The following is a 22,651-nucleotide window of genomic DNA, read 5'->3' as shown; positions in this document are numbered from 1 at the left end:
GCTAACAGTGCCGACGCTCACGGGGCCACCACCGTCACACCGTGGTGCGGGCCACCCACGGCCGAGCCGAGATCACGGGCCGGTAAACTCGTCGGGTCTGTTCTTTGTCAAGTATCTGATCATGTAACGGGAGCCTGGCTGTGGCCACCACGAACGACCTCAAGAACGGCATGGTGCTCAACCTCGACAAGGAGCTCTGGGCCGTGGTCGAGTTCCAGCACGTGAAGCCTGGCAAGGGTCCGGCTTTCGTGCGGACGACGCTCAAGCACGTGCTCACGGGCAAGGTGGTCGACAAGACCTTCAACGCCGGCACCAAGGTCGAGACCGCCAACGTCGACAAGCGCCAGATGCAGTACCTCTACGCCGACGGCGAGGACTACGTCTTCATGGACCTGGACACCTACGACCAGATCCACGTCAACGGCGAGACCGTGGGCGACAACGTGAACTACCTGCTGCCCGAGGCCGAGGTGATCGTCGCCACGCACGAGGGCGTGCCGCTGTACGTCGAGCTGCCGACCAGCGTGATCGTCGAGGTCACCTACACCGAGCCGGGCCTGCAGGGCGACCGCTCGACCGGTGGCAACAAGCCGGCCATGATCGAGACCGGGGCCACCGTGCAGGTGCCGCTGTTCATCACCACCGGTGAGAAGATCAAGGTCGACACCCGCGACGGCCGTTACCTGGGCCGGGCCTGATGGGCCCCAGGCCCGTCCGGGGGATTCGACGTGGCTGAGGGACCCAAGTCGCAGATGCCCGCCCGCCGCAAGGCGCGCAAGCGGGCACTCGACGTGCTTTACGAGGCTGATCTGCGCAACCTGCCGGTGCGGACCGTGCTGGCGGCGTACCTGGAGCGCATGGAGTCGCCGCGGCCGGAGCACCTGCCGTACGCGGTGTCGCTGGCCGAGGGCGTGAACGAGCACCTGGACGACATCGACGAGACGATCGCCACCTTCGCCGAGGGCTGGACGATCGACCGGATGCCGGTGGTGGACCGCAACCTGGCCCGGATCGCCGTGTTCGAGCTGCTCTACGTGCCCGAGATCGACGACCCGGTGGCCATCACCGAGGCGGTCGAGCTGGCCCGGGAGCTGTCGACCGACGACTCGCCGCGCTTCCTCAACGGCCTGCTCGGCCGGATCGCGGACTACGCGCCCCGGCGCTGAGCGGACATACGAAAGCGGCCCTTCCCCGTGGGGAAGGGCCGCTTTCGTCGGCTGGGAGTCGGTGCTCAGCTGGCGAAGAAGGCGCGCGGGTCGGCCACGAGCACGCCGTGGTCGGCCAGGCGCTCGATCAGCTCGCTCGGCGTGCAGTCGTAGAACACGGCCAGTGCCTGGAGGTCGACGGCGCGGATGGACAGCACCCGGCCGTTGTAGTCACCGCGCTGCTGCTGGATGGCGCGGGCGTAGCGGGCCACCGAGGCGAGGTCCTCCTTGGCGCCGTCGTAGAGGCGCTCCAGGTCCAGGACGATCTTGCTGGTGGCCTCCTGGCGCGGCGCGGGGCCGTCCGGCAGGAGCTCACCCACGGGGACGCGGTAGAAGTCGGCCAGCTCGGCCAGACGGGACACCGTGACGGCACGGTCGCCTCGCTCGTACGAGCCGACGACCACGGCCTTCCAACGCCCGTTCGACTTCTCCTCCACGCCCTGCAGGGACAGACCCTGCTGCTGGCGGATGGAGCGCAGTCGCGCACCGAGGGACTTGGCGTAATCAGACGGCATTCCGACACTCCCAGCTGTTGGCCGGGGCGGGTTCCCCGACGATCGCTACGCAGCGTGACGGTACGGCGCTAACGACACGCGGTCAAGTGCTCGTTGACCACAAGTTGAGACAACCTCATCCGACCGGCTTGATCGATTGAGCTGATCCGCTAGGTACAATCGTATGACCTGCGGATTGACTGGCCCCCGAACGCATCGTCGGCCGTCTCACTGCTAAGTTTAACGCTGACCTTGACATCCTTTAACGACCCGTCCCGTGAGGCGGGGAAGGAGGTCTGCCTTGGCGCGCCCATCGACAGACGAGTCGAACGCCCCAGCGCAGCAGCCGGCCGCACCGGCTCCCACCAAGATCGTTCTCTCCGCCGCGGACGTCTCCCGCGTCGTCGACCGCATCGCGCACCAGATCCTGGAGAAGACCTCCGGCGCCGCCGACGTGGTCCTGCTGGGCATCGCCACCCGCGGCGTGCCGATCGCCCACCGGCTGGCCGAGCGCATCCGGGCCTTCGAGGGCCTGGACGTCCCCGTGGGCACGCTCGACATCACGCTCTACCGCGACGACCTGCGCAGCAGCTCGATCCGCGCGGTCGGCCGCACCGAGGAGCCCGCGGGCGGCGTGGACGGGCGCAAGGTGATCCTCGTCGACGACGTGCTGTTCTCCGGCCGCACCATCCGGGCCGCCCTGGACGCGCTCAGTGACCTCGGCCGCCCGGCCGCGGTGCAGCTCGCGGTGCTGGTCGACCGCGGCCACCGGCAGCTGCCGATCCGGGCCGACTACGTCGGCAAGAACATCCCCACCGCCCTGTCCGAGCAGGTCAAGGTGAAGCTGACCGAGATCGACGGCACCGACGAGGTGGTCCTGGCCAACGCCAGCGGCTCCGTCCGGTTGCCCGCCGTGACCGCCGAGCAGCGGGCACTGCCCACCGGCGCCGGGAAGGACGAAACGCGATGAAGCACCTGCTGTCGACGGCCGACCTGGACGCGGCCACCGCGATCGAGATCCTGGACACCGCCGCCGAGATGGCCAGCGTCTCCGGCCGCGAGATCAAGAAGCTGCCCACGCTGCGCGGCCGCACCGTGGTCAACCTCTTCTACGAGGACTCCACCCGCACCCGGATCTCGTTCGAGGCGGCCGCGAAGCGGCTGAGCGCCGATGTGATCAACTTCTCGGCCAAGGGCTCCAGCGTGGAGAAGGGCGAGAGCCTCAAGGACACCGCCTGGACACTGCAGGCGATGGGCGCCGACGCGGTCGTCATCCGGCACCCCGCCTCCGGCGCGCCGCACCGGCTGGCCCACTGGGTCTCCGGCAGCGTGCTGAACGCCGGGGACGGCACCCACGAGCACCCCACCCAGGCGCTGCTGGACGCGTACACCATGCGCTCGCGGATGGGCCGGCTCGACGGCCTGCACGTGGCGATCGTCGGCGACGTGCTGCACAGCCGGGTGGCCCGCTCCAACGTGCTGCTGCTGAACACGCTCGGCGCCAAGGTCACCCTGGTCGGCCCGCCGACGCTGATCCCCACCGACCTGAACGCCTCGGCCCAGGTCGCCTACGACCTCGACGCGGTGCTGCCGCAGGTCGACGTGGTGATGATGCTGCGGGTGCAGCGCGAGCGGATGACCGACTCGTACTTCCCCTCGGCCCGGGAGTACTCCCGCCGCTACGGCCTGGACGGCGCGCGCCTGCGCCGGATGCCCGCGCACGCGATCGTCATGCACCCCGGCCCGATGAACCGGGGCATGGAGATCACGCCCGAGGTGGCCGACTCGCCCCGCTCCACCATCGTCGAGCAGGTCACCAACGGCGTCAGCGTGCGCATGGCCTGCCTCTACCTCCTGCTCGGAGGAGCCCGATGACCCAGCCCGCTGCCCGGAGGACGTCCGTGACCGACATTCTGATCAAGGGCGCCCGGATCCTCGGCGCCGAGCCCGTCGACCTGCTGCTGCGCGACGGCGTCATCGCCGAGGTCGGCGCCGGACTGCGTGCCGACGGCGCCGAGGTGGTCGACGCCACCGGCCTGGTGGCCCTGCCCGGCCTGGTCGACCTGCACACCCACCTGCGCGAGCCCGGCCGCGAGGACGCCGAGACGGTGTACACCGGCTCGCGCGCCGCCGCCCTGGGCGGCTACACCGCCGTCTGCGCGATGGCCAACACCTCCCCGGTCGCCGACACCGCCGGCGTGGTCGAGCAGGTCTACCGGCTCGGCCAGGAGGCCGGGCTGGTCGACGTGCAGCCCATCGGCGCGGTCACCGTCGGCCTGGCCGGCGAGCGGCTGGCCGAGCTGGGCGCGATGGCCGACTCGGCGGCCCGGGTGCGGGTCTTCTCCGACGACGGCTTCTGCGTCGCCGACCCGCGGCTGATGCGCCGGGCGCTGGAGTACGTCAAGGCGTTCGACGGCGTCATCGCCCAGCACGCCGAGGAGCCGCGGCTGACCCAGGGCGCGCAGATGCACGAGGGCGACGTCTCGGCGAAGCTCGGCCTGACCGGCTGGCCCGCCGTGGCCGAGGAGTCGATCATCGCGCGGGACGTGCTGCTCGCCGAGCACGTGGGCGCCCGCCTGCACGTGTGCCACGTCTCGACCGCGGGCAGCGTCGACATCATCCGCGCCGCCAAGGCCCGGGGGGTACGCGTCACCGCCGAGGTCACGCCGCATCACCTGCTGCTGACCCACGAGAAGGCCGAGTCGTACGACCCGGTATACAAGGTGAACCCGCCGCTGCGCACGAACACCGACGTCCAGGCGCTGCGCGAGGGCCTGCGCGACGGGACCATCGACATCGTGGCCACCGACCACGCCCCGCACGCCGCGGAGGACAAGGAGTGCGAGTGGGCCTACGCCCGCCCCGGCATGCTCGGCCTGGAGACCGCGCTGCCGATCGTGCTCGACGTGCTCGGCGAGGAGTGGGACCTGATCGCCGAGCGCATGTCCCGGGCCCCGGCCCGCATCGCCGGGCTGGACGGGCACGGCAACGACCTGGTCGCGGGCGCGCCCGCGAACCTCACGCTGATCGACCCCACGACGCGGTGGACGGTCGAACCCACCGGGCTGGCCAGTCTCAGCCACAACACGCCGTACGCCGGGATGACGGTGCCCGGCCGGATCGTCGCCACCTTCCTGCGGGGCGTGCCGACGGTGCTCGACGGAAAGGTGCAGAAGTGACAGAGGCGATCTTGGTCCTGGAGGACGGTCGCACGTTCCGGGGCGAGGCCTACGGCGCGGTCGGCGAGACCTTCGGCGAGGCGGTCTTCACCACCGGCATGACCGGCTACCAGGAGACGCTCACCGACCCGTCGTACCACCGCCAGGTCGTGGTGCAGACCGCGCCGCACATCGGCAACACCGGTGTCAACGACTCCGACGACGAGTCCGACCGGATCTGGGTGGCCGGCTACGTGGTGCGCGACCCGGCCCGTGTGCCGTCCAACTGGCGCTCGACCGAGGACCTCGGCGCCCGGCTGGACCGCCTCGGCGTGGTCGGCATCAGCGGCGTCGACACCCGGGCGCTCACCCGGCACCTGCGCGAGCGCGGCGCGATGCGCGTCGGCGTGTCCAGCGTCGAGCGCGACCCGCAGGCGCTGCTGGCGCGGGTGCGCCAGCAGCCCGAGATGACCGGGGCGAACCTGTCCGCGGAGGTCACCACGTCGCAGGCGTACACCGTTGCGGCCGAGGGCGAGCACCGCTTCACCGTCGCGGCCCTGGATCTGGGCATCAAGCGCAACGTGCCGCGGCGGCTGGCCGCCCGCGGCGTGACCACCCACGTCCTGCCCGCCGACGCCACCCTCGACGACCTGCTGTCGGTGGGCGCGGACGCGGTGTTCTTCTCGCCCGGGCCCGGCGACCCGGCGACCGCCGATCACGCGGTGATGCTGGCACAGGCCGTGATGAAGCGGAGCCTGCCGCTGTTCGGCATCTGCTTCGGCAGCCAGATCCTGGGCCGGGCACTGGGCTTCGGCACCTACAAGCTGGGCTACGGCCACCGCGGCATCAACCAGCCGGTGATGGACCGCACCACCGGCAAGGTCGAGGTCACCTCGCACAACCACGGCTTCGCCGTCGACGCACCGCTGGAGGGCACCGCCGACACGGAGTTCGGCCGGGTGCAGGTCTCGCACGTGTGCCTGAACGACAACGTGGTGGAGGGCCTGCGCGCGCTGGACGTGCCCGCCTTCACCGTGCAGTACCACCCGGAGGCGGCAGCAGGGCCGCACGACGCCGACTACCTGTTCGACCGGTTCGTGGAGCTCGTGGAGCGACCCGGCAAGGTCCGTTCGGAACTCAGCAACGGAGGCAAGTGAGATGCCGAAGCGGACAGATCTGAAGCACGTCATGGTGATCGGGTCCGGCCCGATCGTCATCGGCCAGGCCTGCGAGTTCGACTACTCCGGCACCCAGGCGTGCCGGGTGCTGCGCAGCGAGGGCCTGCGGGTCAGCCTGGTCAACTCGAACCCGGCGACCATCATGACCGACCCGGAGTTCGCCGACGCCACCTACGTCGAGCCGATCACGCCGGAGTTCGTGGAGAAGGTCATCGCGGCCGAGCGCCCCGACGCGCTGCTGCCCACCCTGGGCGGGCAGACCGCGCTGAACACCGCGGTCGCCCTGCACGAGGCGGGGGTGCTGGAGAAGTACGGCGTGGAGCTGATCGGCGCCGACATCGACGCCATCCGCCGCGGCGAGGACCGGCAGCTGTTCAAGGACATCGTGGCCAAGGCGGGCGCCCGGCTCGGGCTGACCGGTGACCTGGTGCCGCGCAGCCGGGTCTGCCACTCCATGGACGAGGTGCGCGACACCGTCGCCGAGCTGGGCCTGCCGGTCGTCATCCGGCCCTCGTTCACCATGGGCGGCCTCGGCTCGGGCATGGCGCACACCCCGGAGCAGCTCGACCTCATCGCGGGCAGCGGCCTGGCCGCCTCCCCGGTGACCGAGGTGCTCATCGAGGAGAGCGTGCTCGGCTGGAAGGAGTACGAGCTGGAGCTGATGCGCGACAAGCACGACAACGTGGTCGTCATCTGCTCGATCGAGAACATCGACCCGATGGGCGTGCACACCGGCGACTCGGTGACCGTGGCCCCGGCGATGACGCTCACCGACCGCGAGTACCAGAACATGCGCGACCTGGGCATCGCGGTGCTGCGCGAGGTCGGCGTGGACACCGGCGGCTGCAACATCCAGTTCGCGATCAACCCGGACAACGGCCGGATCGTGGTCATCGAGATGAACCCGCGCGTCTCGCGCTCCAGCGCGCTGGCGTCCAAGGCCACCGGCTTCCCGATCGCGAAGATCGCCGCGAAGCTGGCCATCGGGTACACCCTCGACGAGATCCCCAACGACATCACCCTCAAGACGCCGGCCGCGTTCGAGCCGTCGCTGGACTACGTGGTGGTGAAGATCCCGCGGTTCGCGTTCGAGAAGTTCCCCGGGGCCGACCCGGAGCTGACCACGACCATGAAGTCGGTCGGTGAGGCGATGAGCCTGGGCCGCAACTTCCCCGAGGCGCTGAACAAGGCGATGCGCTCGATGGAGACCAAGGCGGCCGGTTTCTGGACCGCGCCGGACCGCTTCGGCTCGGTCGAACAGGCCCTGGAGGCGTTGCGCGTCCCGCACGACGGGCGCCTGTACGCCGTCGAGGAGGCGCTGCGCCACGGCGCCACCGTCGCGCAGGTCACCGAGGCGTCCGGCGGCATCGACCCCTGGTTCGTGGACCAGATCCTCGGCCTGGTCGAGCTGCGCGCCGAGATCCTCGACGCGCCGGTGGTGGACCTGCCGCTGCTGCGCAAGGCCAAGCGGGCGGGCCTGTCCGACCGGCAGCTCGCCGCGCTGCGCCCGGAGTTCGCGGGCGAGGACGGGGTGCGCACGCTGCGCCACCGCCTGGGCGTACGGCCGGTCTACAAGACGGTCGACACCTGCGCGGCCGAGTTCGCCGCGACGACGCCGTACCACTACTCCTCGTACGACGAGGAGACCGAGGTGGCGCCGAGCGACCGGCCGAAGGTGCTGATCCTGGGCTCGGGCCCGAACCGGATCGGCCAGGGCATCGAGTTCGACTACTCGTGCGTGCACGCGGTGATGGCGCTGCGCGGCGCCCCGCCGGTGGAGGGCCAGGGCCGCTACGAGACCGTCATGGTCAACTGCAACCCGGAGACGGTGTCGACCGACTACGACACCGCCGACCGCCTCTACTTCGAGCCGCTGACCTTCGAGGACGTGCTCGAGGTGGTGCACGCCGAGCACAGCTCCGGCCTGGCCGCGGGCGGCCCCGGCGTGATCGGCGTGATCGTGCAGCTGGGTGGGCAGACGCCGCTGGGCCTGGCGCAGCGGCTGAAGAACGCGGGCGTGCCGATCGTCGGCACCACGCCCGAGTCGATCCACCTCGCCGAGGAGCGGGGCGCGTTCGGCCGGGTGCTGGCCGAGGCGGGGCTGCGCGCCCCGGCGCACGGCACCGCGACCAGCTTCGCCGACGCGAAGAAGATCGCCGACGAGGTCGGCTACCCGGTGCTGGTCCGCCCGTCGTACGTGCTCGGCGGGCGCGGCATGGAGATCGTCTACGACGACGCCACGCTGCGCGACTACATCGGCCGGGCCACCGACATCTCGCCGGAGCACCCGGTGCTGGTGGACCGGTTCCTCGACGACGCGATCGAGATCGACGTGGACGCGCTCTGCGACGCCAACGGCGACGTGTACCTCGGCGGCGTGATGGAGCACATCGAGGAGGCCGGCATCCACTCCGGCGACTCGGCGTGCGCGCTGCCGCCGATCACCCTGGGCGGGCGCCACCTGGACGTGGTGCGCGAGTACACCGAGGCGATCGCCCGCGGCGTGGGCGTGCGCGGCCTGCTCAACGTGCAGTACGCGCTCAAGGACGACATGCTCTACGTGCTGGAGGCCAACCCGCGCGCCTCGCGTACCGTGCCGTTCGTCTCGAAGGCGACCGCGGTGCCGCTGGCCAAGGCGGCGGCCCGGATCATGCTCGGCGCCACCATCGCCGAGCTGCGCGCCGAGGGCATGCTCCTGGCCGAGGGTGACGGCGGCCTGCTGCCGGAGACCGCGCCGGTCGCGGTCAAGGAGGCGGTGCTGCCGTTCAAGCGCTTCCGCACCCGTGCCGGCAAGGGCGTGGACACCCTGCTGTCGCCGGAGATGAAGTCCACCGGCGAGGTCATGGGCATCGACATGGCGTTCGGGCACTCCTTCGCCAAGTCGCAGGCGGCCGCGTACGGCACGCTGCCGACCAGCGGCAAGATCTTCGTCTCGGTCGCCAACCGCGACAAGCGGGGCATGATCTTCCCGGTGAAGCGGCTGGCCGACCTCGGCTTCGAGATCGTGGCCACCGTCGGCACCGGCGAGGTGCTGCGCCGCCACGGCATCGTCTGCGAGGTCGTCGGCAAGCACAGCGAGGACGCCGAGCGCGACGCGGTCTCCCTGATCGCCTCCGGCGAGGTGAAGATGGTCATCAACACCCCGCAGGGCTCCGGCGCCAAGGCCCGCTCCGACGGCTACGAGATCCGCAGCGCGGCGGTGGCCGCCGACATCCCCTGCTGCACCACCGTCCCCGGCGCGGCGGCGGCCGTGATGGGCATCGAGGCCCTGATCCGCGGCGACATGACGGTCCGCCCGCTGCAGCAGCTCCACGCCGTGATCCGCCCGGAGCTCGCCGCGTGACCCGTCTCGAGGCGCCGATCTTGCGCGAACTGTGGGTACGACACGCCCATACCCCCCAAAAGGGCAACAGTTCGCGCAAGATCGACGCGATCATGGGAGACGGCGCGGGGGGTGTCGGGGCGTGACGGTGTTCGAGAAGGTGGTCCGGCCCCGGCTGTTCCGGATCGGGGGCGGGGACGCCGAGCGGGCGCACGAGTGGACGCTGGAGCGGCTCGCGGGGCTGTCACGGCGGCCCGGCGTGCTGGGCATGCTCCAGCGGCGCTACGCGGTCGACAGGCCGGTCGACGTGTTCGGGGTGCGGTTTCCGAACGCGGTGGGGCTGGCGGCGGGGATGGACAAGAACGGCGTCGCGCTGAAGGCGTGGCCGGCGCTCGGGTTCGGCTTCGTCGAGGTCGGCACGGTGACCGCGCAGGGGCAGCCGGGCAACGAGCGGCCGCGGCTGTTCCGGCTGCCGGACAGCCGGGCCATCATCAACCGGATGGGGTTCAACAACGAGGGCGCGCAGGCGCTGGCGGGGCGGCTGGCCGCGCTGGGCCCGATCGGGGTGCCGCTGGGCATCTCGCTGGGCAAGTCGAAGGTGACCCCGCTGGAGGAGGCCGTCGCGGACTACCGGGCGTCGTACGACGCGCTGAAGTTCTTCGGCGACTACTTCGCGGTCAACGTCTCCTCGCCGAACACGCCCGGCCTGCGCAGCCTGCAGGACCGCGACCAGCTCGACGCGATCCTGGCGGCGCTGACCGAGCCGGACCCGCGGCCCGGCGGCGCCCCGACGAGCAAGCCGGTGCTGGTGAAGATCGCCCCGGACCTGACCGACCACGCCATCGCCGAGCTGCTGGAAGTGTGCCTGGCACGCGGGGTGGCTGGTCTGATCGCGACCAACACCACGCTCAGCCGCGACGGCGTCGCCCCGGCCGACCAGGCCACGGCGGCGCAGGCGGGCGGCCTGTCCGGCGCGCCGCTGACCGAGCGGGCGCACAAGGTGGTGTCGTTCGTGCACCGCGAGACGGGCGGGCGGCTGCCGATCGTCGGCGTCGGCGGGCTGATGAGCGCCGACGACGCGGCCCGTTTGTTCGACGCGGGCGCGAGCCTGGTGCAGCTCTACACCGGATTCATCTACTACGGTCCCGCGCTGGTACGCGCGGCCGCGCAGCGCGGCCCGGCGGGCGCTCGGTGACCGACCAGGTCGAGAAGGGCACCTTCCACCGCGCGGCGCGTGGTGAAGGTGCCCTTCCTTTCGGGAGGGACGTCGTGGACACCGACGAGCTGCTGACGCTGGACCGGGCGCACGTGTGGCACCCGTACGGGCCGATGCCGGGGCGGCAGGAGCCGCTCGTGGTGGAGAGCGCGCGCGGGGTGCGGCTGCGGCTGGCCGACGGGCGCGAGGTGGTCGACGGCATGTCGAGCTGGTGGGCGGCGATCCACGGCTACCGGCACCCGGTGCTCGACGCGGCCGTCACCGACCAGCTCGGACGGATGAGCCACGTGATGTTCGGCGGGCTCACCCACGAGCCCGCGGTCCGCCTGGCGAAGACGCTCGTGGACATCACCCCGGACGGGCTGGAGCACGTGTTCCTGGCCGACTCGGGCTCGGTGAGCGTCGAGGTGGCCGTCAAGATGTGCCTGCAGTACCAGGTGTCGCGTGGGCGGCCGGGCAAGCGGCGGCTGGCCACGTGGCGCGGCGGGTACCACGGGGACACGTTCCACCCGATGAGCGTGTGCGACCCGGAGGGCGGCATGCACAGCCTCTGGGGCGACGTGCTGCCCCGGCAGGTGTTCGCGCCCGCGCCGCCGGCGGAGTACGACGAGTCCTATGTGACGGTGCTGAAGGAGGCGCTGGTCACGCACGCGCACGAGCTGGCCGCGGTGATCGTCGAGCCGGTGGTGCAGGGCGCCGGGGGGATGCGCTTTCACGACCCGCGCTACCTGCGGGTGCTGCGGGAGCTGTGTGACGAGCACGACGTGCTGCTGGTGTTCGACGAGATCGCGACCGGCTTCGGGCGCACCGGCGAGCTGTTCGCCGCCGACCACGCCGGGGTGACCCCCGACGTGATGTGCGTCGGGAAGGCGCTGACCGGCGGATATCTGACACTCGCCGCGGCACTGTGCACGTCCGAGGTGGCCCGGGGCATCTCGCAGGGCGCGGTGCCGGTGCTGGCGCACGGTCCCACGTTCATGGGCAACCCGCTGGCGTGCGCGGTGGCGAGCGCCAGCATCGGGCTGCTGCTGTCGGGTGACTGGCGGGCGCGGGTACGCCGGATCGAGGGTCTGCTCCGGACGGGCCTTGCCCCGCTGCGGGAGCTGCCCGGCGTGGCCGACGTGCGGGTGCTCGGGGCGATCGGGGTGGTGCAGCTCGATCGCGAGGTCGACATGGCGGCGGCGACGGCCGCCGCGGTGGACGCGGGCGTCTGGCTGCGACCGTTCCGGGATCTGATCTACACGATGCCGCCGTTCGTCAGCTCCGACGAGGACGTCGCGGCGATCACGAGGGCGATGGGTGCGGCGGCTGCCGCGTGCGTACGCGAATGAGTGAAGGAGTTTTCATGGAGCCGTTCGGGGCGCGCCTGGCGCGGGCGATGGACGAGCGGGGGCCGCTGTGCGTCGGCGTCGACCCGCACGCCTCCCTGCTCAAGGCATGGGGCCTGGCCGACGACGCGGACGGGGTGGCGTCGTTCTGCGCCACGGTGGTCGCGGCACTGGCCGATCGGGTGGCTGTTTTCAAACCGCAGTCCGCCTTTTTTGAGCGATTCGGGGCTCGCGGAGCCGAGATTCTTGAGTCAACTATCCGACAGTTACGCCAGGCCGGAGCCCTTGTGCTTCTGGACGTGAAGCGTGGCGACATCGGCTCGACCGCCGCCGCGTACGCCGACGCCTATCTGAACCCATCGAGGCCCATGTATGTCGACGCGATCACCGCGAGCCCGTTCCTGGGTCTCGGATCGCTCGCCCCGATGTTCGACATGGCGGCTGAGCACGGCGGCGGCGTCTTCGTGCTCGCCCTCACGTCCAACCCGGAGGGACCATCCGTGCAGCACGCTCGGGGCATAGACGGCCGTAGCGTGGCGCAAACGATCATCGACGAGATTTCCCAGCTCAACAAGGGTGTCGAACCGATCGGTAACCTCGGCCTGGTGGTCGGGGCGACCATCGGCGAGACCGGTCACGACCTGTCCGCGCTCAACGGGCCGATCCTCGTTCCGGGCCTCGGCGCGCAGGGCGGGACGGCCGACGATCTTCGCCGGATCTTCCCCGGGAACCTGTCCGCGGTGCTGCCCTCATCGTCGCGCGAGGTGCTCGGCGCGGGCCCGGATGTCGAGGCGCTGCGGGCCGCGGCATCCCGGACTCTCGATGCCTGCCGGGACGCATTGGGACGTCCGGGCCTGCCGTGACCTTTTCGTGATCATGCGCGGTGACGTTGCCGAAAACGTCGTCGACCGCTAGGTTTCCCGGCGCTGGGCTGATCTGCTCTCGTGACCCGCAAGTCACGTGAGTTTCACCAGCAACGGTGTGCCGACGTTATCCACCGCCCGCGGTGGGGAAGGCGGTGCACCACACGCCGGCAAACCCGCCGTCGTGAACAAGAGGACCTGAGGAGAACTGGTGCCGCTCCCGTCACTGACCCCAGAGCAGCGCGCTGCCGCGCTGGAGAAGGCCGCGGAGGTCCGCAAGGCTCGGGCTGAGCTCAAGGAGCAGCTCAAGCAGGGCAAGACCACCCTGGCCGCCGTGCTCGACCGCGCCGAGGCCGACGACGTCGTTGGCAAGCTGAAGGTGTCGGCCGTGCTGCAGGCGCTCCCCGGCATCGGCAAGATCCGGGCCACGCAGATCATGGAGAAGCTGAAGATCGCCGACTCGCGCCGCCTGCGCGGGCTGGGCGACCAGCAGCGCAAGGCGCTGCTGGCCGAGTTCGCGGCCTGATCGCGAACCGTCAGCATCATCCTCGCCGCGGGCGGAGACGTCCGCGGCGAACGGGCAGCGGTGTGCCGAGGCTCCACCGCATGTCCACCGGATCGGGCCGCCGACCCGGCGTGAGTGACACTCACGCCTTCGGGTGAGGTTGCCCGCTCCGCAGATCGTCGCCCAGCGGCGCTGTCGTTTCGACAGCGCCGCTGGTTCGTTTCTGAGGGCAAGAACGGCGCATCCGGGCCGGAACCCCCTGTTAAGTCCTCGTGACGTAGTGCTCAAACAGGGCCCCCGCTGCCACCACCGCTCCTCGATTGGGTAGAACTTGAGAATGGAAGACGACGTACCGCTCGCCGCCCGAGCGGCCGCGCCCGCCCGCCTCACCGTGCTCTCCGGGCCCTCCGGTGTCGGCAAGGATGCCGTCATCGAGGTCATCCGCAAGCGTTCGCCCTGGGTATGGCTGTCCGTCTCGGTCACCACCCGCAAGAAGCGCGACTACGAGATCGACGGCAAGCACTACACGTTCGTCAACCGCACCGAGTTCGAGCGCCTCGTCGACGGCGGCATGCTGCTGGAGTGGGCCGAGTTCGCGGGCAACCTCTACGGCACGCCGCGCGCCGCGGTCGAGGGCCGGCTCGCCGCCGGCATCCCGGCCCTGCTGAAGATCGACCTGCAGGGCGCGCGCCAGGTCCGGCAGGCCATGCCGGACGCGCAGCTGGTCTTCCTGGCCCCGCCCAGCCGCGAGGAGCTGCGCCGCCGGCTCATCGGCCGGGGGACCGAGGACCCGGACACCATCCGCCGCCGTCTCGCCCACGCCGACGAGGAACTCGCCGCCGAGTCCGAGTTCGACGTGACTGTCGTGAACGACTACCTCGAGCGCGCTGCGGACGAGTTGGTAGGATTGCTCGGTTCGCCTGCGCTCGCCTCGGCACGTCCGCGTATCTGAAGCGCACCGGCATTCTCCTAGACAAGGATTCACAGTGGCTGGAACCGTCGCCCAACCCGAAGGCATCACCAACCCGCCGATCGACGAGCTGCTCGACAAGACCTCGTCGAAGTACTCGCTGGTGATCTTCGCGGCCAAGCGTGCCCGGCAGATCAACGCCTACTACAGCCAGCTCGGCGAGGGCCTGCTGGAGTACGTCGGCCCGCTGGTGGAGACCACGCCGCAGGAGAAGGCCCTCTCCATCGCGATGCGTGAGATCAACGCCGGGCTGCTCACCGCCGAGCCGACCGAGGGCTGAGCCCTCCCGACATGGCGCGCGTCGTACTGGGGGTAGGCGGCGGCATCGCCGCCTACAAGGCCTGCGAGCTGCTGCGCCTGCTCACCGAGTCCGGCCACTCGGTGCGCGTGGTGCCGACCGCCTCCGCGCTGCGCTTCGTCGGCGCGCCGACCTGGGAGGCGCTGTCCGGCCAGCCGGCCGCGACCGAGGTCTGGGCGGACGTGCCGCAGGTGCCGCACGTCAAGCTGGGCCAGACCGCGGACCTGGTGCTGGTCGTGCCGGCCACCGCCGACCTGCTGGCCAAGGCCGCGCACGGCATGGCCGACGACCTGCTGACCAACACGCTGCTCACCGCGCGCTGCCCGGTCGTCTTCGCGCCGGCCATGCACACCGAGATGTGGGAGCACCCGGCCACCGCCGACAACGTCGCGACGCTGCGCCGCCGTGGGTCCCTGGTCATCGAGCCCGCCGTCGGCAGGCTCACCGGCAAGGACACCGGCAAGGGCCGGCTGCCCGACCCCGAGCAGATCTTCGAGTACGCGCTGCGCGTGCTGGCCCGCGGTGCGAACCCGCCCGCCGACCTGGCCGGCCGCCACGTGGTGGTCACCGCCGGCGGCACCCGCGAGCCGCTGGACCCGGTGCGGTTCCTGGGCAACCGCTCCTCCGGCAAGCAGGGGTACGCCTTCGCGCGCACCGCGCTGGCCCGGGGCGCGCGGGTGACGCTCGTCGCCGCCAACGTGTCGCTGCCCACGCCCGCCGGCGCCGACCTGGTCCGGGTCGGCACCACCGCGCAGCTGCGCGACGCCGTCGTCGGCGCGGCCAAGGAGGCCGACGCGGTGATCATGGCCGCCGCGCCCGCCGACTTCCGTCCCGCCGCGTACGCCGATCAGAAGATCAAGAAGACCGCCGACGGCACGGCGCCCGTCATCGAGCTCACCACGAACCCGGACATCGCCGCCGAGCTGGGCGCGGCCAAGCGGCCGGGCCAGGTGCTGGTGGCGTTCGCCGCGGAGACCCACGACGCGATCGAGCACGCCCGCGGCAAGCTGGTGCGCAAGCGGGCCGACCTGATCGTGGTCAACGAGGTGGGCGAGGACAAGGTCTTCGGCGCCGACCGCAACGAGGCGGTCGTGCTCGGCGCCGACGGCTCGCACCGCGAGCTCGGCCCGCGCAGCAAGGACGATCTCGCCGACGCGGTCTGGGATCAGGTCGTCGCGCTGCTGTGACCGGCGTCCCGTCCAGCGGACATCCGGCCGGGCCTGCCCCGCGAAGACCTACTTGTTGACTAGACTTCCGCCAAGACGGTGGTGGGACGTACCGTCCATCCATCGTCATCCAAGTCGCTGTATGGGAGAGATCGAGTGGCACGTCGCCTGTTCACCTCGGAGTCGGTCACCGAGGGTCACCCGGACAAGATCGCTGACCAGATCAGCGACGGCATCCTGGACGCGCTGCTCGCCCAGGACGCCCGCAGCCGCGTCGCCGTCGAGACACTGATCACGACGGGCCAGGTGCACGTCGCGGGCGAGGTGACCACGAAGGCGTACGCCGACATCCCGACCATCGTGCGCGACACGATCCTGTCGATCGGCTACGACTCCTCCAAGAAGGGCTTCGACGGCGCCTCCTGCGGCGTCAGCGTGTCCATCGGCTCGCAGTCGCCCGACATCGCCCAGGGCGTCGACAGCGCGCTGGAGCAGCGCTCCGGCGAGGGTGACGACACGCTCGACGCGCAGGGCGCCGGCGACCAGGGCATGATGTTCGGCTTCGCCTGCTCGGAGACCCCCGAGCTGATGCCGCTGCCGATCGCGCTCGCGCACCGGCTCGCCCGCCGCCTCACCGCCGCCCGCAAGGACGGCGCCATCCCGTACCTGCGCCCCGACGGCAAGACCCAGGTCACCATCGAGTACGACGGCTTCAAGCCGGTCCGCCTCGACACCGTCGTCGTCTCCTCCCAGCACGCGCCCGACATCTCGCTGGAGTCGCTGCTCACGCCGGACGTGCGCGAGCACGTGATCGCGCCCGAGCTGGACGGCCTGGGCCTGGACACCGAGGGCTACCGGCTGCTGGTCAACCCGACCGGCCGCTTCGAGATCGGCGGCCCGATGGGCGACGCCGGCCTCACCGGCCGCAAGATCATCGTCGACACGTACGGCGGCTACGCCCGCCACGGCGGCGGCGCGTTCTCCGGCAAGGACCCGTCGAAGGTCGACCGCTCCGCGGCGTACGCCATGCGCTGGGTCGCCAAGAACGTGGTCGCGGCCGGGCTCGCCGAGCGCTGCGAGGTGCAGGTGGCGTACGCCATCGGCAAGGCGAAGCCGGTCAGCCTGTTCGTGGAGACGTTCGGCACGGAGAACTACGCCGTCGAGCGCATCGAGAAGGCCATCGGCGAGGTCTTCGACCTGCGTCCCGCGGCCATCATCCGCGACCTGGACCTGCTGCGCCCGATCTACCAGCAGACCGCCGCGTACGGCCACTTCGGCCGCGAACTGCCGGACCTGACCTGGGAGCGCACCGACCGCGTCGCCGACCTCAAGTCCGCCATCGGCTGACCCTGCGCCCCACGCGCCCCGGCCACCCCGCCGCTCGGCGGGCAGCCCTGCCGCGCGCCCGTTTTGCCATAGACGTTGGCCTATCCGGATGACTTCGATCATGTTTTCGTCATCCAGATAGGCCAACGTCTATTCATGTGCGGGCCGACGCGAGGTGTGGAGCGGAGTGCGGCGGGGTGCGGTGAACGCGGGGCGGGCGCGGGCGCGGTGTCCATGGTGTGCGTGGCGGGGCGGCAGTGGGACGGGCGTGGCGGTGGGCGGGGGCGGGAGGGCGTCGGATGGTTCTGCTAAGACTCTTGGCGTGACAGCGCGCGTGAAGCAGGACCGCCAACCGGCCGAGAGCCTGGCCGTCGCGCGCGTCTGCGTGGACGTGCCGCTGCCGCACCTCGACCGCACCTTCGACTACCGCGTGCCCGCCGACCTGGCCGACAAGGCCCGCCCCGGCACCCGGGTGAAGGTGCGCTTCAGCGGCCAGCTCGTCGACGGCTGGCTGCTCGAACGGGCCGAGGAGACCGCGCACGAGGGCAGGCTGGCCTGGCTGGAGAAGGTCGTCTCGGCCGAGCCCGTGCTCGACCCGCAGGTGCTGCGGGCCGCCCGCGAGGTAGCTGACCGGTACGCGGGCAGCCTCGCCGACGTGCTGCGCCTGGCCGTCCCGCCCCGCCAGGCGAAGGTCGAGGCCGAACGCGGCGTCGACCCTCCGGCGGGCAGTCCGCCCGAGCCGCCGCACGACGGCTGGCGGCGCTACCCGGCGGGGGAGGCGTTCCTGCGCGCGCTGGCCGAGGGGCGCTCACCCCGGGCCGTCTGGTCGGCGCTGCCGGGCGAGCACTGGCCCGCGCGCATCGCCGAGGCCGTCGCCGCCACGCTGCACAGCGGCCGGGGCGCGGTGGTGGTCGTGGCCGACGCCCGCGACCTGGAGCGGCTGGACGCGGCGCTGACCGCGCTGCTCGGCCCGGACCGGCACGTGGCGCTCGCCGCCGCCCTGGGTCCGAGCGAGCGCTACCGCCGGTTCCTGCGCGCCCGGCGCGGGCAGGTGGCGGCGGTCGTCGGCACCCGGGCCGCCGCCTTCGCGCCGGTGGCGGAGCTGGGCCTGGTCGCGGTCTGGGACGACGGCGACGATCTGCACGCCGAGCCGCGCTCGCCGTACCCGCACGTGCGCCAGGTGCTGCTCACCCGGGCGCAGCAGACGGGCGCGGCGGTGCTGGTGGGCGGCTTCGCGCGGACGGCCGAGGCGCAGCTGCTGCTGGCGACGGGGTGGGCCAAGGAGATCGCGGCGACGCGCGACCAGGTGCGCCGGTCCGCGCCGCTGGTGCAGCCGGCCGACGACACCCAGCTCGCCCGTGACCCGGCGGCGGCCTCGGCGCGCCTGCCGAGCGTCGCCTGGAAGGCGGCCCGCGACGCGCTGGCCGCGGACGCGCCGGTGCTGGTGCAGGTGCCGCGGCGGGGGTACGTGCCCGCCGTCTCGTGCCAGGACTGCCGTGAGCGCGCCCGCTGCCCGCGCTGCTCGGGTCCGCTGGCGCTGGGCGGTGCGGGCAGCGTGGCGGCGTGCCGCTGGTGCGCGCGGCCCGCGGCAGGCTGGACCTGCCCGGCGTGCGGCGGCAGGCGGCTGCGGGCGGCGGTGACCGGGGTACGGCGTACCGCGGAGGAGCTGGGCCGGGCCCTGCCGGGGGTGCCGGTGCGGACCTCGGGACGTGACGCGGTGCTGTCGACGGTGCCCGGCGAGGCGGCGCTGGTGCTGTCGACGCCCGGCGCGGAGCCGGTGGCCGAGGGCGGGTACGGCGCGGTGCTGCTGCTCGACGCCTGGGCGCTGCTGACCCGGGCCGACCTGCGCGCCACCGAGGAGGCGGCGCGGCGCTGGTTCAACGCGGCGGCGCTGGCCCGGCCGGGCGAGCGGGGCGGGCGCGTGGTGGTGGTGGCCGACGGCGGCCTGGCCACGGTGCAGGCGCTGGTGCGCTGGGATCCGGCCTGGCTGGCCGACCGGGAGCTGGGGGAGCGCCGGGAGCTGGGCTTCCCGCCCGCGGCCCGGCTGGCCTCGCTGACCGGGCCGGCGGTGGCGGTGACCGAGCTGCTGGACGCCGCCCGCCTGCCCGACGGGGTGGAGCTGCTCGGCCCGCTGCCGGTCGGCGAGGACGAGGAGCGCATGCTGCTGCGCACCGGCCGCGGCGGCGGCCTGGCCCTGGCCCGAGCCCTGCACGAGGCGGCCGGCGTACGCAGCCTGCGCAAGGCCGCCCACTCCGTCCGCATCCAGCTCGACCCGCACGAGCTCTGACCCGGCCCCCTTGATCGTCGGACTTGCCTGGCAACCGGGCGAATCTCGGGGCCGCATACGCCCATGTGCCAGGCAAGTCGGATGACCATGGTGGGCATCCTCGCGATCCGGGTGGTGTGACGTGCGACGTCGAAAACAGGACAAAGTCTGTGGCGGGTGACCGATCGTGCGGGCGGGCACGGGACACTCCGTAGACTGATCAGCACTGCCCTTCGTTCGACTGCCGAGGAGACGACCCCTGTGACCGTCCAAGCGATCCGACTCTTCGGGGACCCGGTGCTGCGCACCCCCGCCGACGAGGTGGTCACATTCGACAAGGAACTGCGCATGCTCGTGCGCGACCTGACCGAGACCATGCGCGACGCCGGCGGAGTCGGGCTGGCCGCGCCGCAGATCGGCGTGGGCCTGCGGGTGTTCAGCTTCGACGTGGACGAGGTGATCGGCCACCTGATCAACCCGGTGCTGCACTTCCCCGACGAGGAGGAGATGGACGGCGACGAGGGCTGCCTGTCCGTGCCGGGGCTCTACTACGACACCAAGCGCCGCAAGAACGTGATCGCCAAGGGGTTCAACGAGTTCGGCGACGCGCTGCAGATCGTCGGCACCGGCCTGATGTCGCGCTGCATCCAGCACGAGACCGACCACCTCGACGGCGTCATCTTCATCGACCGCCTGGACACCCAGGCCCGCAAGACCGCGCTGCGCGACATCCGCCGGGCCGAGTGGTACGACCCGACCAGCACGGTCGTGAAGGTGTCGCCGCACGCCAGCCCGTTCGGCCTGGGGCGGTGAGCTGATGCGCCTGGTCTTCGCCGGCACGCCCGAGGTGGCGCTGCCCTCCCTCGACGCGATCGAGAAGTCCGGCCACGAGCTGCTGGCCGTGGTCACCCGCCCGGACGCCCCGTCCGGGCGCGGGCGGCAGCTGGTGCGCTCGCACGCCGCCGCCTGGGCCGACGAGCGCGGCGTCGAGGTGCTCACCCCGCAGCGCCCGCGCGAGCCCGAGTTCCTGGACCGGCTGCGCGAGCTGGCGCCCGACTGCGTGCCGGTCGTCGCGTACGGCGCGCTGGTGCCCCCGGCCGCGCTGGAGATCCCGGTGCACGGCTGGGTGAACCTGCACTTCTCGCTGCTGCCCGCCTGGCGCGGCGCGGCGCCGGTGCAGCACTCGGTCTGGCACGGCGACGAGTTCACCGGCGCGTCGGTGTTCGAGCTGGAGGCGGGCCTGGACACCGGCCCGGTCTACGGCACGCTCACCGAGCAGATCCGCCCCCGCGACACCTCCGGCGACCTGCTGGAGCGCCTCGCGGTGAGCGGCGCGGGCCTGCTGGTGGCGGTGCTGGACGCGATCGGCTCCGGTGCCGCGCGAGCGGTGCCGCAGCCCGCCGACGGCGTCACCCTGGCCCCGAAGATCACCGTGGAGGACGCCGAGGTGCGCTGGGACGAGCCCGCGTTCGCGGTGGACCGCCGGGTGCGCGCGACCACGCCCGCGCCGGGCGCGTGGACCACGTTCCGCGGTGACCGGATCAAGCTCGGCCCGGTGCTGCCGGTAGCCGACGGCCCCGCGCTCAAGCCGGGCGACCTGCTGGTGGAGAAGCGCCGGGTGCTGGCCGGCACCGCCACCTCCCCGGTCGAGCTGGGTGAGGTGCGGGCCGCGGGCAAGAAGGCCATGTCGGCCGTGGACTGGGCCCGCGGAGTGCGGGTCGGCAGTGAGGACAGCTTCTCGTGACATCGTTCCGCGGCGGCAGCAGCTCAGGCTCCGCCAAACCCCGACAGCACGACCGCGACGCGCGGGGCGGGCGCGGCCCGCGCGCCGGCCGGCCCGCGCACGACCCGGCCCGGATGACGGCGTACCAGGCGCTGCTGGCGGTGCACCGGGACGACGCGTACGCCAACCTGGTGCTGCCGGGGCTGCTGCGGGAGGCGGGGCTGTTCGGCCGCGACGCCGCGTTCGCCACCGAGCTGACCTACGGCACGCTGCGCGCCCGGGGCACCCTCGACCGGATCATCGGCGTGGCCGCCGACCGGGATGTGGACCGCATCGACCCGCCCGCTCGCGACGCGCTGCGGCTGGGGGCGTACCAGCTGCTGCACACCCGGGTGCCCGCGCACGCCGCGGTCGCCTCGACGGTGGACCTGGTGCGCGCGGTCGCGCCGGGCGCGTCCGGGTTCGCCAACGCGGTGATGCGCCGCATCGCCGAGCACGACCTCGACACCTGGCTGGCGCGGGTGGCGCCGGCCGAGCAGGAGGACCCGATCGGGCACCTGTCGGTCACCCACCACCATCCGGAGTGGATCGTCCGCGCGTTCCGCGAGGCGCTCGGCGGCGACCTGGCCGAGACCGAGCGGCTGCTGACCGCCGACAACGAGCGGCCCGAGGTGCACCTGTGCGCGCGGCCGGGCCGCGCGGACGCGGTGGAGCTGGCCGACATCGTCGGCGGGCTGCCCGGCGCGTTCTCGCCGTACGCCGTCTACCTCGGCGGCGGCTCGCCCGGCGAGCTCGTGGAGATCAAGACCGGCCGGGCGCACGTGCAGGACGAGGGCAGCCAGCTCGTCGCCACCTCGCTGGTGCAGGCGCCGCTGGACGGCCGCGACGAGCGCTGGCTCGACCTGTGCGCCGGGCCGGGTGGCAAGGCCGGCCTGCTTGCCGCGCTGGCCGCGCAGCGCGGCGCGCACCTGACCGCGGTCGAGGTGACCGAGCACCGGGCCAACATGGTCGCGAGCGCGGTGCGCGGCATGCCCGCCACCGTGATCTGCACCGACGGCCGCAGCGTCGGCACCGACCGCGACCTGCCGGAGGGCGGGTTCGACCGGGTGCTGGTGGACGCGCCCTGCACCGGGCTGGGCTCGCTGCGGCGCCGGCCGGAGTCGCGCTGGCGGCGCCAGCCCTCCGACCTGCCGCCGCTGACGAAGCTGCAGCGCGAGCTGCTGGGCGCGGCGCTGCGCGCGGTCCGTCCCGGCGGCCTGGTGGCGTACGTGACGTGCTCGCCGCACCTGGTCGAGACGCAGGTGAGCGTGACCGAGGCGGTGCGCCGCAGCGGATTCGACGTGGAGTTCGTCGACGCCCGTCCCACGCTGCCGGCCGGTATGCCGGGGCTCGGCGACGGCCCGACGGTGCAGCTGTGGCCGCACCGGCACGGCACCGACGCGATGTTCCTGGCCCTCCTGCGCCGCAACTCCTGAACCCGGCACTGCTGCGCCGCAACGCCTGAGCCTGCCGCGCCGGTCATGCCGCCAGTGACTTTGCTCTGCACACAAATACGCACGCGGCGATGTCCGGGGGTTCGCGCCCGCCGTGGTGCTGATGGACCTGCAGCTCGGCGCGGGGATGGACGGCGCGC

At 72.4% G+C, this 22,651-nt stretch carries 20 protein-coding genes; 19 read left to right on the top strand and 1 reads right to left on the bottom strand.

Going from position 1 to position 22,651, the window contains the following annotated elements:
• Positions 1-140 precede the first annotated feature (140 nt).
• Both efp and nusB read left to right on the top strand, forming a co-directional pair.
• Positions 141-698 (top strand): elongation factor P, encoded by a 558-nt coding sequence (gene efp / locus AB0J67_RS28640; RefSeq protein ID WP_363486585.1) that lies wholly within the window; start codon positions 141-143, stop codon positions 696-698.
• A gap of 54 nt (positions 699-752) precedes the next feature.
• The gene (gene nusB, locus AB0J67_RS28635; RefSeq protein WP_363486587.1) at positions 753-1,166 is read left to right on the top strand and encodes a transcription antitermination factor NusB; all 414 of its coding nucleotides are present in this window, start codon (positions 753-755) and stop codon (positions 1,164-1,166) included.
• Positions 1,167-1,231: 65 nt separating this feature from the next.
• Here the strand turns inward: nusB and AB0J67_RS28630 are convergent, their stop codons facing one another.
• Entirely contained in the window at positions 1,232-1,720 is a 489-nt protein-coding gene (locus AB0J67_RS28630; protein ID WP_203689965.1) for a transcriptional regulator, read from the bottom strand.
• A 280-nt stretch (positions 1,721-2,000) separates the two neighbouring features.
• Here AB0J67_RS28630 and pyrR point away from each other — a divergent pair, with 280 nt between their 5' ends.
• The 17 genes from pyrR (at position 2,001) to AB0J67_RS28545 (ending at position 22,493) form a co-directional block, all read left to right on the top strand.
• Positions 2,001-2,669: a bifunctional pyr operon transcriptional regulator/uracil phosphoribosyltransferase PyrR gene (pyrR, locus tag AB0J67_RS28625; RefSeq protein ID WP_363486584.1), complete on the top strand. Its 669-nt coding sequence runs from the start codon at positions 2,001-2,003 to the stop codon at positions 2,667-2,669.
• Positions 2,666-3,574, top strand: coding sequence for an aspartate carbamoyltransferase catalytic subunit (locus AB0J67_RS28620; RefSeq protein ID WP_363486583.1), 909 nt, complete (start codon positions 2,666-2,668; stop codon positions 3,572-3,574). The genes pyrR and AB0J67_RS28620 overlap by 4 nt, the downstream gene beginning before the upstream one ends.
• Before the next feature lie 26 nt (positions 3,575-3,600).
• Positions 3,601-4,878, top strand: a complete 1,278-nt coding sequence (locus AB0J67_RS28615; protein ID WP_363486582.1) for a dihydroorotase — start codon at positions 3,601-3,603, stop codon at positions 4,876-4,878.
• Complete coding sequence (carA, locus tag AB0J67_RS28610) at positions 4,875-6,014, top strand: glutamine-hydrolyzing carbamoyl-phosphate synthase small subunit (protein ID WP_363486581.1); 1,140 nt, start codon at positions 4,875-4,877, stop codon at positions 6,012-6,014. Before AB0J67_RS28615 ends, carA begins: the two co-directional genes overlap by 4 nt.
• Position 6,015: 1 nt before the next feature.
• Entirely contained in the window at positions 6,016-9,378 is a 3,363-nt protein-coding gene (gene carB, locus AB0J67_RS28605) for a carbamoyl-phosphate synthase large subunit (protein WP_363486580.1), read from the top strand.
• A 121-nt stretch (positions 9,379-9,499) separates the two neighbouring features.
• Positions 9,500-10,552, top strand: coding sequence for a quinone-dependent dihydroorotate dehydrogenase (locus tag AB0J67_RS28600; RefSeq protein ID WP_363486578.1), 1,053 nt, complete (start codon positions 9,500-9,502; stop codon positions 10,550-10,552).
• 74 nt (positions 10,553-10,626) lie between these two features.
• Positions 10,627-11,904 carry an adenosylmethionine--8-amino-7-oxononanoate transaminase gene (locus AB0J67_RS28595; RefSeq protein ID WP_363486577.1) on the top strand — a complete coding sequence of 426 codons (1,278 nt, stop codon included), beginning with the start codon at positions 10,627-10,629 and terminating at the stop codon, positions 11,902-11,904.
• A gap of 14 nt (positions 11,905-11,918) precedes the next feature.
• Entirely contained in the window at positions 11,919-12,764 is an 846-nt protein-coding gene (pyrF, locus tag AB0J67_RS28590) for an orotidine-5'-phosphate decarboxylase (RefSeq protein WP_363486576.1), read from the top strand.
• A 211-nt stretch (positions 12,765-12,975) separates the two neighbouring features.
• The gene (mihF, locus tag AB0J67_RS28585) at positions 12,976-13,290 is read left to right on the top strand and encodes an integration host factor, actinobacterial type (RefSeq protein ID WP_203751265.1); all 315 of its coding nucleotides are present in this window, start codon (positions 12,976-12,978) and stop codon (positions 13,288-13,290) included.
• Between the two features lie 316 nt (positions 13,291-13,606).
• Complete coding sequence (gene gmk / locus AB0J67_RS28580) at positions 13,607-14,221, top strand: guanylate kinase (RefSeq protein ID WP_363486575.1); 615 nt, start codon at positions 13,607-13,609, stop codon at positions 14,219-14,221.
• A 34-nt stretch (positions 14,222-14,255) separates the two neighbouring features.
• Positions 14,256-14,519: a DNA-directed RNA polymerase subunit omega gene (rpoZ, locus tag AB0J67_RS28575; RefSeq protein ID WP_363486574.1), complete on the top strand. Its 264-nt coding sequence runs from the start codon at positions 14,256-14,258 to the stop codon at positions 14,517-14,519.
• An 11-nt stretch (positions 14,520-14,530) separates the two neighbouring features.
• Positions 14,531-15,724: a bifunctional phosphopantothenoylcysteine decarboxylase/phosphopantothenate--cysteine ligase CoaBC gene (gene coaBC / locus AB0J67_RS28570; RefSeq protein ID WP_363486573.1), complete on the top strand. Its 1,194-nt coding sequence runs from the start codon at positions 14,531-14,533 to the stop codon at positions 15,722-15,724.
• Between the two features lie 135 nt (positions 15,725-15,859).
• Positions 15,860-17,050, top strand: coding sequence for a methionine adenosyltransferase (gene metK, locus AB0J67_RS28565; RefSeq protein WP_363486572.1), 1,191 nt, complete (start codon positions 15,860-15,862; stop codon positions 17,048-17,050).
• A gap of 364 nt (positions 17,051-17,414) precedes the next feature.
• Positions 17,415-19,316: a primosomal protein N' gene (locus AB0J67_RS28560; RefSeq protein ID WP_363486586.1), complete on the top strand. Its 1,902-nt coding sequence runs from the start codon at positions 17,415-17,417 to the stop codon at positions 19,314-19,316.
• Between the two features lie 240 nt (positions 19,317-19,556).
• Positions 19,557-20,108: a peptide deformylase gene (gene def / locus AB0J67_RS28555; protein WP_363486571.1), complete on the top strand. Its 552-nt coding sequence runs from the start codon at positions 19,557-19,559 to the stop codon at positions 20,106-20,108.
• Between the two features lie 4 nt (positions 20,109-20,112).
• Positions 20,113-21,039 (top strand): methionyl-tRNA formyltransferase, encoded by a 927-nt coding sequence (gene fmt / locus AB0J67_RS28550; RefSeq protein WP_363486570.1) that lies wholly within the window; start codon positions 20,113-20,115, stop codon positions 21,037-21,039.
• Positions 21,036-22,493: a transcription antitermination factor NusB gene (locus AB0J67_RS28545; protein WP_363486569.1), complete on the top strand. Its 1,458-nt coding sequence runs from the start codon at positions 21,036-21,038 to the stop codon at positions 22,491-22,493. Before fmt ends, AB0J67_RS28545 begins: the two co-directional genes overlap by 4 nt.
• Positions 22,494-22,651: the final 158 nt, after the last annotated feature.

The sequence above is a fragment of the Catellatospora sp. NPDC049609 genome (genome assembly GCF_040675365.1).
Classification (GTDB): domain Bacteria; phylum Actinomycetota; class Actinomycetes; order Mycobacteriales; family Micromonosporaceae; genus Catellatospora.
The sequence above is the reverse complement of the archived record's forward strand: the minus strand, read 5'-3'. Positions and strand labels throughout refer to the sequence as shown.

Bases quoted from the DNA above. Each gene is read 5' to 3' on its own strand.
- nusB (WP_363486587.1), top strand. From the start codon at position 753: ATGCCCGCCCGCCGCAAGGCGCGCAAGCGGGCACTCGACGTGCTTTAC.
- AB0J67_RS28630 (WP_203689965.1), bottom strand. From the start codon at position 1,720: ATGCCGTCTGATTACGCCAAGTCCCTCGGTGCGCGACTGCGCTCCATC.
- AB0J67_RS28620 (WP_363486583.1), top strand. From the start codon at position 2,666: ATGAAGCACCTGCTGTCGACGGCCGACCTGGACGCGGCCACCGCGATC.
- carB (WP_363486580.1), top strand. From the start codon at position 6,016: ATGCCGAAGCGGACAGATCTGAAGCACGTCATGGTGATCGGGTCCGGC.
- pyrF (WP_363486576.1), top strand. From the start codon at position 11,919: ATGGAGCCGTTCGGGGCGCGCCTGGCGCGGGCGATGGACGAGCGGGGG.
- gmk (WP_363486575.1), top strand. From the start codon at position 13,607: ATGGAAGACGACGTACCGCTCGCCGCCCGAGCGGCCGCGCCCGCCCGC.
- coaBC (WP_363486573.1), top strand. From the start codon at position 14,531: ATGGCGCGCGTCGTACTGGGGGTAGGCGGCGGCATCGCCGCCTACAAG.
- fmt (WP_363486570.1), top strand. From the start codon at position 20,113: ATGCGCCTGGTCTTCGCCGGCACGCCCGAGGTGGCGCTGCCCTCCCTC.